Source organism: Shewanella sp. Choline-02u-19 (assembly GCF_002836205.1).
In the GTDB taxonomy this organism is placed as follows: domain Bacteria; phylum Pseudomonadota; class Gammaproteobacteria; order Enterobacterales; family Shewanellaceae; genus Shewanella.
The window spans coordinates 878,649-892,325 of the sequence record NZ_PJBE01000013.1 but is presented as its reverse complement, the minus strand read 5'-3'; the positions used below and the strand labels follow the sequence as shown (position 1 = coordinate 892,325).

The 13,677-nt window shown below is 43.3% G+C and carries 14 protein-coding genes; 7 read left to right on the top strand and 7 right to left on the bottom strand.

The window, feature by feature from the left end; genetic code table 11:
- Positions 1–100: 100 nt before the first annotated feature.
- Together CXF83_RS10675 and CXF83_RS10670 are read right to left on the bottom strand one after the other, a co-directional pair.
- On the bottom strand, positions 101–826 hold the full coding sequence (locus CXF83_RS10675) for a nucleotidyltransferase family protein (protein WP_101089742.1): 726 nt from the start codon (positions 824–826) through the stop codon (positions 101–103).
- The gene (locus CXF83_RS10670) at positions 823–1,863 is read right to left on the bottom strand and encodes an XdhC family protein (RefSeq protein ID WP_101089741.1); all 1,041 of its coding nucleotides are present in this window, start codon (positions 1,861–1,863) and stop codon (positions 823–825) included. The genes CXF83_RS10675 and CXF83_RS10670 overlap by 4 nt, the downstream gene beginning before the upstream one ends.
- A 244-nt stretch (positions 1,864–2,107) precedes the next feature.
- Between CXF83_RS10670 and CXF83_RS10665 the strand changes: the two genes are divergently transcribed.
- A complete protein-coding gene (locus CXF83_RS10665; protein ID WP_101089740.1) occupies positions 2,108–2,683 on the top strand; it encodes a type II secretion system protein in 576 nt (191 codons plus the stop codon).
- 121 nt (positions 2,684–2,804) lie between these two features.
- Here CXF83_RS10665 and CXF83_RS10660 read toward each other — a convergent pair whose 3' ends face one another.
- The gene (locus tag CXF83_RS10660; protein WP_101089739.1) at positions 2,805–3,293 is read right to left on the bottom strand and encodes a CreA family protein; all 489 of its coding nucleotides are present in this window, start codon (positions 3,291–3,293) and stop codon (positions 2,805–2,807) included.
- A gap of 48 nt (positions 3,294–3,341) precedes the next feature.
- On the bottom strand, positions 3,342–4,712 hold the full coding sequence (yegD, locus tag CXF83_RS10655) for a molecular chaperone (RefSeq protein ID WP_101089738.1): 1,371 nt from the start codon (positions 4,710–4,712) through the stop codon (positions 3,342–3,344).
- Between the two features lie 298 nt (positions 4,713–5,010).
- Here yegD and CXF83_RS10650 point away from each other — a divergent pair, with 298 nt between their 5' ends.
- Complete coding sequence (locus CXF83_RS10650; protein WP_101089737.1) at positions 5,011–6,405, top strand: NfeD family protein; 1,395 nt, start codon at positions 5,011–5,013, stop codon at positions 6,403–6,405.
- A gap of 22 nt (positions 6,406–6,427) precedes the next feature.
- Positions 6,428–7,207, top strand: a complete 780-nt coding sequence (locus tag CXF83_RS10645; RefSeq protein WP_374702324.1) for a slipin family protein — start codon at positions 6,428–6,430, stop codon at positions 7,205–7,207.
- A 49-nt stretch (positions 7,208–7,256) separates the two neighbouring features.
- Here the strand turns inward: CXF83_RS10645 and trhO are convergent, their stop codons facing one another.
- The gene (gene trhO / locus CXF83_RS10640) at positions 7,257–8,240 is read right to left on the bottom strand and encodes an oxygen-dependent tRNA uridine(34) hydroxylase TrhO (protein ID WP_101089735.1); all 984 of its coding nucleotides are present in this window, start codon (positions 8,238–8,240) and stop codon (positions 7,257–7,259) included.
- 269 nt (positions 8,241–8,509) lie between these two features.
- On the opposite strand from trhO, the gene CXF83_RS10635 reads away from it, so the two are divergent.
- On the top strand, positions 8,510–9,160 hold the full coding sequence (locus CXF83_RS10635; protein WP_101098002.1) for a glutathione S-transferase: 651 nt from the start codon (positions 8,510–8,512) through the stop codon (positions 9,158–9,160).
- A gap of 344 nt (positions 9,161–9,504) precedes the next feature.
- On the opposite strand, the gene CXF83_RS10630 is transcribed toward CXF83_RS10635, so the two are convergent.
- Together CXF83_RS10630 and CXF83_RS10625 are read right to left on the bottom strand one after the other, a co-directional pair.
- Positions 9,505–10,695: an AAA family ATPase gene (locus tag CXF83_RS10630; protein ID WP_101089733.1), complete on the bottom strand. Its 1,191-nt coding sequence runs from the start codon at positions 10,693–10,695 to the stop codon at positions 9,505–9,507.
- A gap of 575 nt (positions 10,696–11,270) precedes the next feature.
- On the bottom strand, positions 11,271–11,747 hold the full coding sequence (locus CXF83_RS10625) for a glycine zipper 2TM domain-containing protein (RefSeq protein ID WP_101089759.1): 477 nt from the start codon (positions 11,745–11,747) through the stop codon (positions 11,271–11,273).
- Between the two features lie 53 nt (positions 11,748–11,800).
- Between CXF83_RS10625 and aat the strand changes: the two genes are divergently transcribed.
- The 3 genes from aat (at position 11,801) to infA (ending at position 13,563) form a co-directional block, all read left to right on the top strand.
- Positions 11,801–12,511, top strand: coding sequence for a leucyl/phenylalanyl-tRNA--protein transferase (gene aat, locus CXF83_RS10620; RefSeq protein WP_101089732.1), 711 nt, complete (start codon positions 11,801–11,803; stop codon positions 12,509–12,511).
- Entirely contained in the window at positions 12,501–13,232 is a 732-nt protein-coding gene (locus CXF83_RS10615) for an arginyltransferase (RefSeq protein ID WP_101089731.1), read from the top strand. The genes aat and CXF83_RS10615 overlap by 11 nt, the downstream gene beginning before the upstream one ends.
- Positions 13,233–13,344: 112 nt before the next feature.
- The gene (infA, locus tag CXF83_RS10610; RefSeq protein WP_005500725.1) at positions 13,345–13,563 is read left to right on the top strand and encodes a translation initiation factor IF-1; all 219 of its coding nucleotides are present in this window, start codon (positions 13,345–13,347) and stop codon (positions 13,561–13,563) included.
- The last annotated feature ends 114 nt before the right edge of the window (positions 13,564–13,677 follow it).

Sequence of the window (13,677 nt, the reverse complement as noted above, 5' to 3'; positions counted from 1 at the left end):
CTCGCTCCTCATCTGTCGCTCTAATAGCCTCAATCACCGCGAAAGATTGATGACGTTATAATTTAATTATTTGATGTTTATGACGGTGTATTTATTAGTGTTAGCTCAGTTGTTGTTTTATCGCTTGCTGCCAAACTACAACATCTTCTCTTTGGTCGATATCGACGGCGATCCCTGGCACTTCAACAACGGTCAATTCATCTTGGGATGCGAGCTGCTTCAGTAAAGGTTTAGCGCCTTTATCGCCCGTAAGTTGCTGCAGTTGATTGAATAGATCCGCATTGAAAATAGCAGGCACGCCAATACTGTGTTGATAGCAAGCGCAACAGGTTTTTCTCTCTAATAACCAACGCTTAACTATAAGTGTGTAGGCGTCCTTATCTACGCCAATATGATCGGCGAGCGTCACCATCAACGCATCAGCGTTTAGCTGTTTTGCCGTTGTGACTGCGGTTTTTATTGAACTGGATAATCCTCGCTGCCATTGAGGATTGGTAATGACACGCACACCTGCGGGTATCAGGGCCATTAACGCTTGATGATGCGCGCCAAGCACCACAACAACGTCACAATGCAAAGAGGTTGATTCGAGCTGCTTAGCAACAGATTGAAGTTTATCAAGGCTATGAAGTAATAGCGGCTGACGCTTCACTTGGCCTATTGTATTAATAACATCAATAGGTTCTGCGAGCTTGATCCCTTCAAAACGGCTACTAGCGCCAGCGGCAAGTAACGCTATAACCAATTTATGAGTGCTATTTATCTCGTTAATTAAGGCGTTGTTGTCCGCAGCACCTTTGCTTACCTTGTTAAAAAGTTCTGTCACGTCATCACCTTATCTAGCGAGACTTGATGAGCCTTATGCAATACCCCGTGGCATTGGGCTAAAATACTTAGCGCAATGGACTCAGGTAATTCGCCTCCCAATGCAAGGCCCGCAGGGGCTGAAAATACCCCACTGAAATCATTTGCCGACACCCCCGCAATCGCCAGCACCTTTTCTCTACGATGTGGCGGCCCTAATAAAGCGACATAGCAGATTTGAGTCTGACTCAAACGCAATATCGCGTTAGCGTCTAATGTGAGGTTGTGCTGCATGACAACCGCCGCATCGAATCGATTCATTATGTCATGGGTTAATTTAGCTGGCGTTTGTTTGATGATTGTTGATGACGGAAAGTCATGATGACGGGCATAACTGGTGCGTTCGTCTATCACAGTGACTTGCCAACCTAGCTGATTTGCAATATTAGCCAAGGGCTGAGCGTCTAAGCCGCCACCGAATATCGCAATATGAAAACGTGGACGACAAGGGATCACTAATCGATGCTCTTGCTGCATAGGGTGATGACCCGTTTGCTCCAGCGTAAAAATAACAGGTTTTTGCACATCACTTGGGGGGTAGTGACTCTCAGATGGGTTGACGACCGTCGCTACAAATAGGTCTGAGGTCGTCCCCTCATCAGGGAGTACCAACTCGTATAAACAGGGGATCCCCGCTTGCAGATTTTCAGCAAGGCGATGCAGTTGTAAGTAGTGATTTTTAGATGTTAACGGAAAAAGCATAAGCTCAATGATGCCGCCGCACCCCAACTGATAGGTGGTGTCTGACTCGTCGGTCGCATCGTATACCAGCTTTACTGCGGTATTATATTGAATAGCCCGCTGGGCATGCCTTTTAAGATCCCCTTCTAAACACCCCCCGCTAACTAAGCCAATACTTTTCCCTAATGGGTGAAATAGCATCATCGCGCCCGCTTTACGATAGGCAGAACCTTGAACCTTAGTCACCACTGCTAACACCCATCCATCGTGGGGTGTTAACTGCCATTCGCTCAGTAGATCTTCAATATGATTCGACATAATTCCGTGTCCCCCATTGAGTGTGATACTCAATCTAGTGATTAAAACTAATCAACTTATTTGGCAATTGAAAGCCGCAAACCGTTACAAAAGGTGTTTTATCGTAAGGTAAATATAAGCGGGTCTTGTACATAGTTCAAATAACCGAGATTCAACGCCTTCGTTGACGGTTTTTTATTTCCGTTTTTTAACAAATCGATTACTATTAGTGGAATAGCAACACCTTATTGGAAGTCAAAATTGCATGGCCGCAAATAGTCAGAACAAAGGATTTACGTTAATTGAACTGGTGGTCGTCATCATCGTTCTCGGTATTCTAGCCGTTATTGCGGCGTCACAGTTTATCGATTTTAGACGAGATGCCGAAGTTAGCCGAGTTCAGGCTATCGCTGGAGCCTACCAACAGGCAATAACCTTTAGCCACACCCGTTGGCAAATATTGGGAAACAATAGCTCACTTAATGATTTGCCGAACTACGCGGGTGGCAAGCTAGATATGAATACGTTGGGTTTTCCACTGGGGATTGATAAAGGCAACCCTATGGGGCAACCAACCAACATTGGTCAGGGCGAACAGGGCTGTGTTGATCTGTGGGAAACATTACTTGAAGAACCCGGCAGCGTATCTTTATCAAGCGTCGATAATGGCAGTGATTTTCAAGCTTATCGCCACCAAGCTGATACCAACTCAACCGGACAGACCCAATGCAGCTATGTATTACGCACGCTTAATGATGTTGCGGGACGTAAAACAGCAGACATTAAGATTGTGTACGACTCTGTTGCGGGCACCGTCGTCAGTATTATAAGTGACAATTAATCGGCATTTAACCTCATAAATTAAAGCCGCCCAGTACAATTGCTTGATGGCGGCTTTAATTATCATCTACAGCACTTGCCAATATCCCAACATTTATCCATTACAAGATTAAAGTGCAATATTAGTGCGTCGATATTGTTGAAGGCTCAACCCACGCTTGAGTGCCATATAACGGCACCGTAGACAATGCATGTTTATGGCTGCCATTGGTCTCTTTTGTCGAGTAAGACAGATAAAGTAACGTCTGATTCTCAGCATCATAAATACGGCGTACTTTTAGCGTCTTAAACAGAATACTTAACGACGCTTTAAACACCACTTCACCATTTTTACTCTTATCGATACTCGCTATATCTGCGGCCGAAATAACACCCGTCTGACGACATGAGATACTCATGTCTGAGGGGTCGGCCAAGCTGAGGTTCGCTTCAATACGGCTAATATGACAGGTAACACCCGCGATTTTAGGATCGGGGCGTGCATCTATGATGATATCTTTAGTGGTAAATAAGCCAAGACTGACTTTACCAACGTCATCGCCACAGCCTGCTAACGTCAACGTGGCAACAGCGCCAAGCATACTGGCTTTTATTAGTGCTAACTTACTCATTTTATATCCTTTAACATTGTGTAGAGCCAGAGAGATACGAACAAAACGTTATGCAAAAACTCTTTGCGCCCAACGTGTTAATCCTGCAGTAACACTACCAAAGTGATCACCAACAACAATTGGAATGTCCGGGAATAAGCCTGAAATACGTCGGTAAATGGCTGGGCTTCGAGCGGTACCACCGGTGACATAAATTCTATCGGGCTTAACCCCTGATGTGCTCAATGCCTCACGCATTAATGATTCAACTTTGTTTAATGGTATGGTTATCGCTTTTTCAAAATCAGCTTCAGTCACTTTGGCATGTAAGCCTGCATCTATATATTCGAGTTGAGTATCGATACTGTTCTCGCTAGATAAGGCTATCTTACTTTGCTCTGCACTGCGTACTAATTTATAGCCTAACTGCTCTTTCTGCACTTTGAGTAAACGGTTTATCAACTCAGGTTGCCGTGCTTCGCTCACCAGATCTTCGATGAGTTTTTTTGATTTTATTGTAGCAAAATCACGCTGCGCACTAATATCGTTAACAGCGACCGCATTCCAGAAAGGTTTACTTGGCACAGGTAGCTTATTGACCATCAAACTTCCCAAACCAAGATGTGGCATAAATGCAGCCATAGACAGGGCGATATCAAGATCGTTACCGCCGATTCGTTGGCCGCTATGGCCTAAGAAATCAACGCTACGGTCACGCTTATCGATATGACTCGGCCCCATCTTCACCATCGAGCAATCAGTGGTACCACCACCAACATCCACTACTAGCACAGTCAAGTCTTCATCTAAAGAAGCTTCATAGTCCATACCCGCTGCCAGGGGTTCAAACAGAAAATCGACATCAGTAAATCCGGCGCGTTTTGCTGCAAGCGATAAAATAGCCTCAGCTTGCTGGTTGCTTTGCTCGCCGCCAACGCCTTGAAAATTCACTGGGCGGCCAATAACCGCATGGGTGATCTTGTTGCCAGTGGCGACCATGCTTTTTTCTGCTGCGCCTTTAATGTGCATCATCATTAATGTGACAATATCTTCAAAAAGCGCAATTTGATTATCTCTCAAGCCTGTTGCACCCAAAAATGACTTTGGAGAGCGAACATAAAACCCTTCATCAGGCATCTCAAAATAGGCTTCTACTGCTGCATCGCCGACAAACACCGCTTGCTCGTTAGGTAACAGATCCAGTTCACGGCGGGCATGCGCAGCTCGGCTTAGCTGTGCAGATCTAAGTCGGGTGTATTCGGCCTTCTGAGGCTCTGGTAATTGTCTTAACACGGCATCCGCAATCAACTCTCTGTCCATTGCGTATAGAGTAGACGTGAGATATTTCGATTCACCAGACAAAGGCACCAAGTCCACCTGCCCGTTATCCATAATACCAATCGCACAATTGGCACTACCGTAATCAAATCCTACAAACATTCGTCTATACCTACCTATTACCCATAAAAAAGCCGTGAAAAATAGCACAGTTAATAAGATGCAAAAAGCGTTATTTTGAAAAAATATCAGTAACGACGATTTCTATTCACTTGTGACAATAACTTGAGAAATGTAAAGAAAAACTGCGCAGCAAGTTCACTCCATTTCGTTTGCGGATATCCATCAGCATTTTTAAATTCGAATGGGAGCCTATTTCAGTCAATTGAGTAAAAATCGACTAAACTTAAATCATATACCGACACTGGGACTCGACTAGATAAACAACTAAGGTCTTATTATGTATGGCTGGAAGCTAGCCTTATTCGTAACCTTTATCTCATTGCTTTGCATGGGCGTGCAAAGTGCGGAAAAAAATAGTCTTACCTCAGAAATCCCCGTAATTAGCATCAAAGGTCCAATAGGGCCAGCAGTAAGCGAACATCTTACCGCTGAAATTAACGTCGCAAACAGTCAAAACACCTCACCACTCATTATTATAACTTTGGATACCCCTGGCGGATTGGTCTCTAGCCTTCGCGATATCAATCAAACTATTTTGGCCTCCAATATTCCTGTGGCATGTTTGGTTTACCCTAAAGGTGCCAGAGCCGCTAGCGCCGGCACTTACATTCTATATGCATGCCATGTCGCAGCGATGGCAAAGGCAACAACGATAGGCGCGGCTACGCCAGTTCAAATAGGCCCAAGTGCTCCTAGTCCCGAAAAAAGCGTTCCAGCGGATAAAAGTGAATCAGATAAACCGAGTAATATCACTGCATCAGCAATGGAGAAAAAAGTGCTTAATGATGCTATTGCCTACATACGTTCGTTAGCTCAACTAAGAGGACGAAACGAAAAATGGGCAGAGCTTGCGGTAAAAGAGGCTGCAACGTTAACGGCGCGTGAGGCTTTGGAACTCAATGTCATCGATTTGATTGCCGAGTCTCCGACACAACTCGTTAGCCGTCTTGATGGAACCATTATTACTTTTGGCGAAACAAAAATCCCCCTAAAGCTAAAAGGTGCAGTATTAGTGGATAAACTGCCAAGTTGGCAAAATCAGTTTATAGCCACAATCACTAATCCCAATATTGCCTATATTTTAATGATCATCGGCGTCTACGGCTTGCTGTTAGAGTTTTATAGCCCTGGCGTTGGGCTAGCGGGCGTGACCGGTGCCATTTCACTCATTATTGCTCTTTATGCATTCCAAATGTTGCCCTTGAGTTATGCGGGATTAGCACTGTTGCTTCTTGGTATTGTGTTACTGATAACAGAATCAATGCTGCCCAGCTTTGGGATATTTGGCCTAGGTGGTATTACCGCATTTGTGGTTGGATCGATATTTCTCTTTGATACCGCACAACCCCAATTTCAAGTATCACGTGTTCTTATCGCCAGTGTGGCGGTATTGAGTACATTGTTTTTTTTATTCGCCCTAGGCTTTATTTGGCGGGCTAAAAAGAACCCAGTGGTGACGGGGCCTGAAGCGATTATCGGCGCAAACGCAACGGTAATTTATGATTTTGAAGGCCAAGGTTTTGTCAATTTGAATGGCGAACGTTGGAATGCAATCAGTCCCATAAAACTCAGTAAAGGTCAGGCCGTAACGGTCATAGAAATTAACGGCCTGTCGCTACTCGTATCGCTCGTTGAAGCTAAGGAGGCCTCTAATGGAGTACGCAATCAATAACGGCGCAGTATTCGGTGCGGTAATGATCTTTGTCATTATCTCGCTGCTTATTAGTACATTCAGGATTTTGAGAGAATATGAACGAGGTGTCATTTTTCTATTAGGGCGCTTCCAACTCGTAAAGGGACCAGGACTTATCATCGTCATTCCATTTATTCAACAGATGGTAAGAGTCGATCTAAGAACCGTTGTTATGGATGTGCCTAGCCAAGATGTTATCAGCAGAGATAATGTATCAGTAAGGGTCAATGCAGTGCTGTACTTTCGGGTGATTGATTCTCAAAAAGCCATTATCAATGTCGAAGACTTCTTACAAGCAACATCTCAACTGGCACAGACCACTTTACGCTCGGTATTAGGGCAGCATGAACTGGATGAAATGTTAGCCAATCGCGAGATGCTCAATGCCGATATACAAGTGATCCTTGACGGTCGTACTGATGATTGGGGGATAAAAGTATCCAACGTCGAGATAAAACATGTTGATCTTAATGAGACCATGGTGAGAGCCATCGCTCGCCAAGCGGAAGCGGAAAGAACGCGTCGTGCTAAGGTCATCCATGCTTCGGGTGAGATGGAAGCATCGAGCAAACTCGTCGAAGCCGCGACCACACTTGCCACTGAACCGAATGCCATTTTATTGAGATATTTACAAACCTTAACTGAAATAGCCAGTGAGAAAAATTCGACGATTTTATTCCCATTGCCGATGGACCTGCTCAATGGTGTAATGAATACTGATGAGAAGTCAGCTGGTCTAGCAAAAAGAAAAACCGAACCCTCGAATAACAATGGCGAGTAAAAACTAAAAAAGGCAGCCTAGGCTGCCTTTCGTTTAACTGGAGTGCTCGTTATAGATTTTTTTCATTTTGAGCTTTTTTAAGCTGCTCTTTCTTAGCTCTACGAGACTCTATTACCTGGCTCACATCGCTACCGATATGTGCTTCACCACGCTGTTTTGATAATTGCACCTGACGCTCGCGCTCTAAAAAACGTTCACGTTGCTTATCGGTCACAGTGTCGATGCAATGAGGGCAGCTAACACCTTGCTCAAACTGAGCTGACGCTTTCTCTTCTACGGTGATAGGCATACGGCAAGCATTACATTGGTCATACTGACCTTTTTCAAGATCATGATTAACGGCGACGCGATTATCAAACACAAAGCACTCACCTTCCCACAAGCTTTCTTCCTGCTTAACTTCTTCAAGGTATTTCAAAATACCACCTTCAAGATGGTAAACATCATCAAAACCCTGCTCTTTTAAGTAAGCAGTCGATTTTTCGCAGCGAATACCACCCGTACAAAACATAGCTACTTTTTTATGCTTAGCTGGGTCAAGGTTTTGCTTAACGTATTCAGGGAACTCTCTAAACGCGGTTGTTTGTGGGTCGAGTGCATTTTTAAAGGTACCAATTTGGACTTCGTAGTCATTACGAGTGTCGACCAAAAGCACTTCAGGATCTGAAATCAGGGCGTTCCAATCTTTTGGCTTAACATAAGTGCCCACCACTTTGTTAGGGTCAATACCTTCGACGCCCATGGTCACGATCTCTTTTTTAAGCTTAACTTTAGTGCGATAGAAAGGCATATCGTCATCAAAAGACAGTTTGTGCACGATGTTGTCTAGCCCGGGTTGTGACGATAACCATGCGAGCAGTGCATCAATTGCAGCTTGAGAGCCAGCAACCGTGCCATTGATACCTTCGTTTGCCAATAACAATGTGCCTTTAACACCCAACGCTTCCATCACACTGAGTAATGGTTTTTGGATGTTTTCAAACTCAGGAAGTGACACAAACTTATACATAGCACAGACAACAACTTTTGACATAAAAACCTCTTATTACTGCTCGCTGAAGCTTAATCTTCAGTGCATTTAGTACTGCAGCGACAAAATGTGAGCCACTACGCAAAATTAAGCGCGGAGTCTACCTGAATCACATCAGAACAAACAGGTACAAAAAGTAAGGTTAATCGAATTTTTCTTAATAAGTTGTCTTATTTTTTACGCTAACCATTCGCGTAAAATCGAATATTGATTGTTATTTCACTTAAGTCAGTTAAAAATAGCCCCCTAGTTTTTATTCAAATAATATTATTATGACCTTACCCACATTATATTCATTTCGACGCTGCCCTTACGCTATGCGCGCTAGGCTCGGTCTAGTTCTCGCAAAATCCCCTGTTAGCTTGCGTGAAATTGTATTAAAACATAAACCAGAGGCGATGCTTTTAGCGTCTCCTAAAGGCACAGTTCCAGTATTAATTTTACAAAATGGCGAAGTGATTGAAGAGAGCTTTGAGATCATGTGTTGGGCACTGGCGCAAAATGATCCCCACGATCTACTTCTAACAGCGACGAGCGACAAGCAAGAAGCGGCTAAAGCACTGATTGATTATAATGATCAGGTTTTTAAATCTTGGCTAGATAAATACAAATATGCCGACCGTCACCCCGAATACAATGAGCAGTATTATCGTGAGCAAGGTGAAGTGTTTATCGCCCAGCTGGAGAATCTGTTGAGCAAACACCCTCAGCTTTTACGGGCGACCCCCTGTATTGCAGACTACGCCATCTACCCTTTTATTAGGCAATTTGCTCATGTCGACAAAGCTTGGTTCGAGCAATCCGCTTATAAAAATGTACAACTATGGCTAGCTAACCACCTTCAAAGTGATGAATTTATCACGGTTATGCAAAAATTCCCGACTTGGCTAGAGAATGAGCAATCATTTGTTTTTGGACAGTAAGTACTTGGTAAAAATAATAATGTAACTTCGTTATTAGGCATCTGTAGCAGAAAATACAGCTGGGATACTCATATCACAATCATAGGTATTATCACCATAAGTAACCCACCCATACTCCAATTAAAGCAACGGCGTCGTTTAGCTGAATTTAATTTATTTTTGGAGATAAGCTCTTCTAATACAAGGGGTTATGATGTAATAGAAAGGCGTCGTCTCAGCATCGATTAGGGTTCGTCTTGCAGAGGTCATGAGCGCCATCCTTAACTAAGCAGTACAAGCTAGTTTTTAAATTCGTGAGGAGCCATCAAGCTCTGCTCCCCTTTCTTTTATGTACGCGGCATATTTTACCCTAATAGACCTAGAGGCTTACAACACACACCATACCTTAAGCTGGCTCTACGATGGAGTTCATATACTTCACAACCTAACATAGGTTCAGTTCTATTGATAACTGCGCCAAAACGCTCCTGGTAGTCTTCATTGATTTGTTTTGCACTTATAAGCGGTACTTCAATACTGACATCTACACGACCTTTACGTATCAACGCAGGATCGAGACTTTCAAGATGGTTAGTGGTCATTATTACAAGGCAGTCTTCAAGAGGAATGACTCCGTCTAGCGCGTTAAGTACGCCACCTAAGGTTAGCGGCGGATTATCTACGTTACTTTCTGCAGCACGTGATACCGTAGCCTTTACACAGTCACAGTCTTCTATTAACAACATGGCTCCAGGCGGTATCTTTCTAATCGCCTTATGAACAGTGACATCGTTTACAGTAGAAAGATTAAGTATGTATAGATCGCGACCATACTCAACGGCTAAGGCTCTAGCTATACCCGTCTTACCGGTACCCGTTCGTCCATGTAGCAGTAAGGTTAGCTTACTTACAACCGATTTATCTCTACTTGCAAAGTTACCTACTTCACGAAGTAGCTCCTGCTTAAACCCTCCATCTAGCACTAATTCTCTAAAACCTGATGACTTCAATGTGCCATAGCGACACCATTCTGTGTCCTCGAAAATATTAACCTTTGGCTCAGTAGATATGTCTCCACGAACATCTTCTAAAAAACTATATAGTTTATCTCTCGACCACCATGGTACCGCTATAGTAATAGTATCGTACGGCATAGTGCTATCGACCTTGGACCGAGTTGCCAGCATGAAGCAACCATCGTATTTAAACATGTGCATGCCGTAACCAATAGATTTAACACTGATAAGACCGTCATAACTCGCACGATAGTCAAAGTACACAGCCTCAGAGATAGAGCGTGAAAACAGCGGAACGGTAGTGTTACTTATCAGAAAGGACAGTTTATTGAATACCTCTGTACGCGCCTGCTGGCTGTCGTCTATAGTCAGCCGTATCGACAGCAGGCTACTGACCCAGCTTAACATCTTCGAGGGGATGCCTTTTAACATATAGCCCACTAGTCCACTTAACGTTAATGTCAATACTCCGACAATGACAGCTGTCAACAAAGGATCACCGTTGGTGAGTGTCTTTACTTGTAGTAATAACGCGTTCATTTACTTATCTCTCTTATAAATGCCTAATGGACGTCGTAGAGAATACTACCAACATAGTCGAGGGTACTACCAAGGTATCCTCAGTATGTGCGCTATAGCACGTGGTTAAAACGTATACTTCCGAGAACGGCACCTAGCCTAGTTTTGCATTGCAGGGGAACCGATGTTCTAGGCTCTCAGGTTCGAGTGACCGCTGCTAGAGGCTGTGCATCAAATAATAGGACGTTATAGAAGCCACCATAAAATACTGATTTAAAGCGCTTTGATAAAGCAGAAACATGAGGGCTCGGCCATAGTCTTTCTCGTGCATCCATATATGGACTTCAAGGAATTTAGGTATCTTGCCTAAGCAGATGGCAAATAGAGGCGATAACGATTTTAAAAAAATAGTCAGAAGATCAACAACTTCATCTGGAGCCCTGAGGGATTAACTCTTATGAAATCAAGAGCGGACGCAAGCACTTTGCCCTTTACAAAAGAATGGGCGAAGCGCCACTAATTTTGTTCCGACTAAAAATAAAGGCGCCGCTTTATCAAGCTGCGCCTATGGGTAAAATCCGATGCCACAATGCCAATCACATCTGCTGGTCGACTCTGACGTAGCCTTTAAGATAAACCACTCTAACGTCATCATTGACGTTAAAAATCATCCCTTGATCTAAGTCTTGGATCACCATCACTTGTTCACCCGTGTCTAAGGTAATCATCATTTCAACTAACTTAAGCTCTTGATAATATGAGCTATCACCGTAGCGATTACCTATACCAGCACCTAGAAGCGCGCCCAAGACTGTCGCGACATCTTGGCCTGAACCACCGCCAAATTGATGCCCTACAACACCACCAATTAACGCCCCCCCAAATGTCTTCCAGCCAGTATTGCGATCTTCAACCAATTGCTTCTCGGTAATGTTTCTTACCGAAACCACTTGACCAAATTCAACTTTTTCAACTGGAACAGCCTGATTACGATCATAAGGCGCAGCGCTTAGTTGGGGTATACTAAATAATAAACTGATAACCGTAAAAACAATAAGATGAGGTTTCAACATATGCATTTTTCCGCTAACTTAAAGGTATGTACATTGCCTAATTTTACTCAATTGTGAACTCACTGTCCTATTTAAATCAAGATCAACAAGATTTTCCACCAGCAGAGCAAGCGCTAAGCGACCCTAATGGGCTACTCGCGGTTGGTGGCGATCTGCAACCTGAAAGGCTGCTAAATGCTTACTACAATGGGATTTTCCCTTGGTTTAATCAAGATGATCCCATTTTGTGGTGGTCTCCCGATCCGCGTGCGGTTTTTGTTCCCGGAAATTTAAAAATAAGCCGTAGCTTATTGAAACATTTAAAAAAACAAAAGTGGACCTATAGCATTAACAAACAGTTTTCCGCTGTCATTCAAGCTTGCGCAGCCCCAAGAGCTAAGCAAGATGAAACCTGGATTTCAGATGATATTCAGCAGGCTTATCTTAAGTTGCATCATCAAGGCCATGCTCACTCAATTGAAGTATGGGAAGAAGGCAGCCTCATTGGAGGCCTTTATGGGCTGGCTATTGGACAAGTTTTTTGCGGAGAATCGATGTTCCACCTTCGTACTAATGCCTCTAAAGCTGCTATGATCTTATTACAGCAACACCTAATACGGTGTGGCTTTAAACTCATTGATGCACAAGTGGTTAACCCACACTTGGACAGCTTGGGCGCAAAAGCAATAACACGAAAAGATTTTCTCGCGCTCCTTAAGCACCTAAGAGACGGCAACGTTAACCCGAACAGCTGGTTAACTGCAGAGGTACCGATTGAACTCTAACTCTAAATCTAGACCTGTCACGGTTGGAAAAACCAAAATCTTTCCTTGTAGCTACCTAGAGGAGCAACAAGAGCAACTCTTAGTATTGCAAGAGGATATCATTGATGCGGGATTATTTGAGCAGCTACTGGCGTTAGGTTTTCGTCGCAGCAGCAGTATGATCTATAAACCACAATGCCCTCACTGCAACGCATGTTTACCCATTAGACTTGAAATCGATGAATTCAAGTTATCAAAAAGACAAAAGCGCACCCTAAAAAATAATCAAGATTTAAGCTGGAAAATTGTCGATCATAAAACAGATGAGCAATATGCCTTATATGAGCGATATGTTAATACACGCCATTTAGACGGTCCAATGTACCCTGCCACACCAGAACAGTACGATAGTTTTGCCACCGCAAATTGGACTCAACCAGTGTTTATAGAGCTATCTATCGCTGACAAACTGATTGGTGTAGCAGTCACAGATGTGCTTCCGAACAGTTTATCTGCCATTTATAGCTATTTTGATCCAAATGAGCATAAACGATCTTTAGGAAGTCTGTTAATATTGCTGCAAACCAAGATAGCCAAAATGATGCAGAAACAATTTTTATATTTAGGCTATCAAATTGATGATTCTAGAAAGATGAATTACAAACGAGACTACCGTCCCCACCAAATTCTCACGCGTTCTGGCTGGGTTACAGAGATTAAGATCAAAAACATAAACATTTAAGCAATAACGGCTCTACAGCTGTGGTTCACTCAACCTTTTCTTTACAGTGACGTGAATTTACGGCATGATATGCCCGTTTTTAATATTTGAAGGCTAACAGGATAACTGATTAATGGCGAAAGAAGACAACATTGAAATGCAAGGCACAATCCTTGAAACCTTGCCAAATACAATGTTTCGTGTAGAACTTGAAAATGGTCATGTCGTAACGGCACACATTTCAGGAAAAATGCGTAAAAACTATATCCGTATTCTTACGGGTGACAAGGTAACGGTTCAGCTGACCCCTTACGATTTGAGCAAAGGACGCATCGTCTTCCGTTCACGCTAAGTTATTATTAGCCTATAACGTATCGAAAAAAAAGCCGGCTTATGCCGGCTTTTTATTATCTGCAATTCGGTGATGTTTGATAACGATGCTAAGCATCGCTATCAATCAACAAAG

Coding starts and splice junctions, on each gene's coding strand:
- CXF83_RS10665 (WP_101089740.1), top strand. CDS start 2,108: ATGGCCGCAAATAGTCAGAACAAAGGATTTACGTTAATTGAACTGGTG.
- infA (WP_005500725.1), top strand. CDS start 13,345: ATGGCGAAAGAAGACAACATTGAAATGCAAGGCACAATCCTTGAAACC.
- CXF83_RS10625 (WP_101089759.1), bottom strand. CDS start 11,747: ATGTTGAAACCTCATCTTATTGTTTTTACGGTTATCAGTTTATTATTT.
- CXF83_RS10645 (WP_374702324.1), top strand. CDS start 6,428: ATGATCTTTGTCATTATCTCGCTGCTTATTAGTACATTCAGGATTTTG.
- CXF83_RS10650 (WP_101089737.1), top strand. CDS start 5,011: ATGTATGGCTGGAAGCTAGCCTTATTCGTAACCTTTATCTCATTGCTT.
- CXF83_RS10635 (WP_101098002.1), top strand. CDS start 8,510: ATGACCTTACCCACATTATATTCATTTCGACGCTGCCCTTACGCTATG.
- CXF83_RS10670 (WP_101089741.1), bottom strand. CDS start 1,863: ATGTCGAATCATATTGAAGATCTACTGAGCGAATGGCAGTTAACACCC.
- CXF83_RS10660 (WP_101089739.1), bottom strand. CDS start 3,293: ATGAGTAAGTTAGCACTAATAAAAGCCAGTATGCTTGGCGCTGTTGCC.
- yegD (WP_101089738.1), bottom strand. CDS start 4,712: ATGTTTGTAGGATTTGATTACGGTAGTGCCAATTGTGCGATTGGTATT.
- CXF83_RS10630 (WP_101089733.1), bottom strand. CDS start 10,695: ATGAACGCGTTATTACTACAAGTAAAGACACTCACCAACGGTGATCCT.
- trhO (WP_101089735.1), bottom strand. CDS start 8,240: ATGTCAAAAGTTGTTGTCTGTGCTATGTATAAGTTTGTGTCACTTCCT.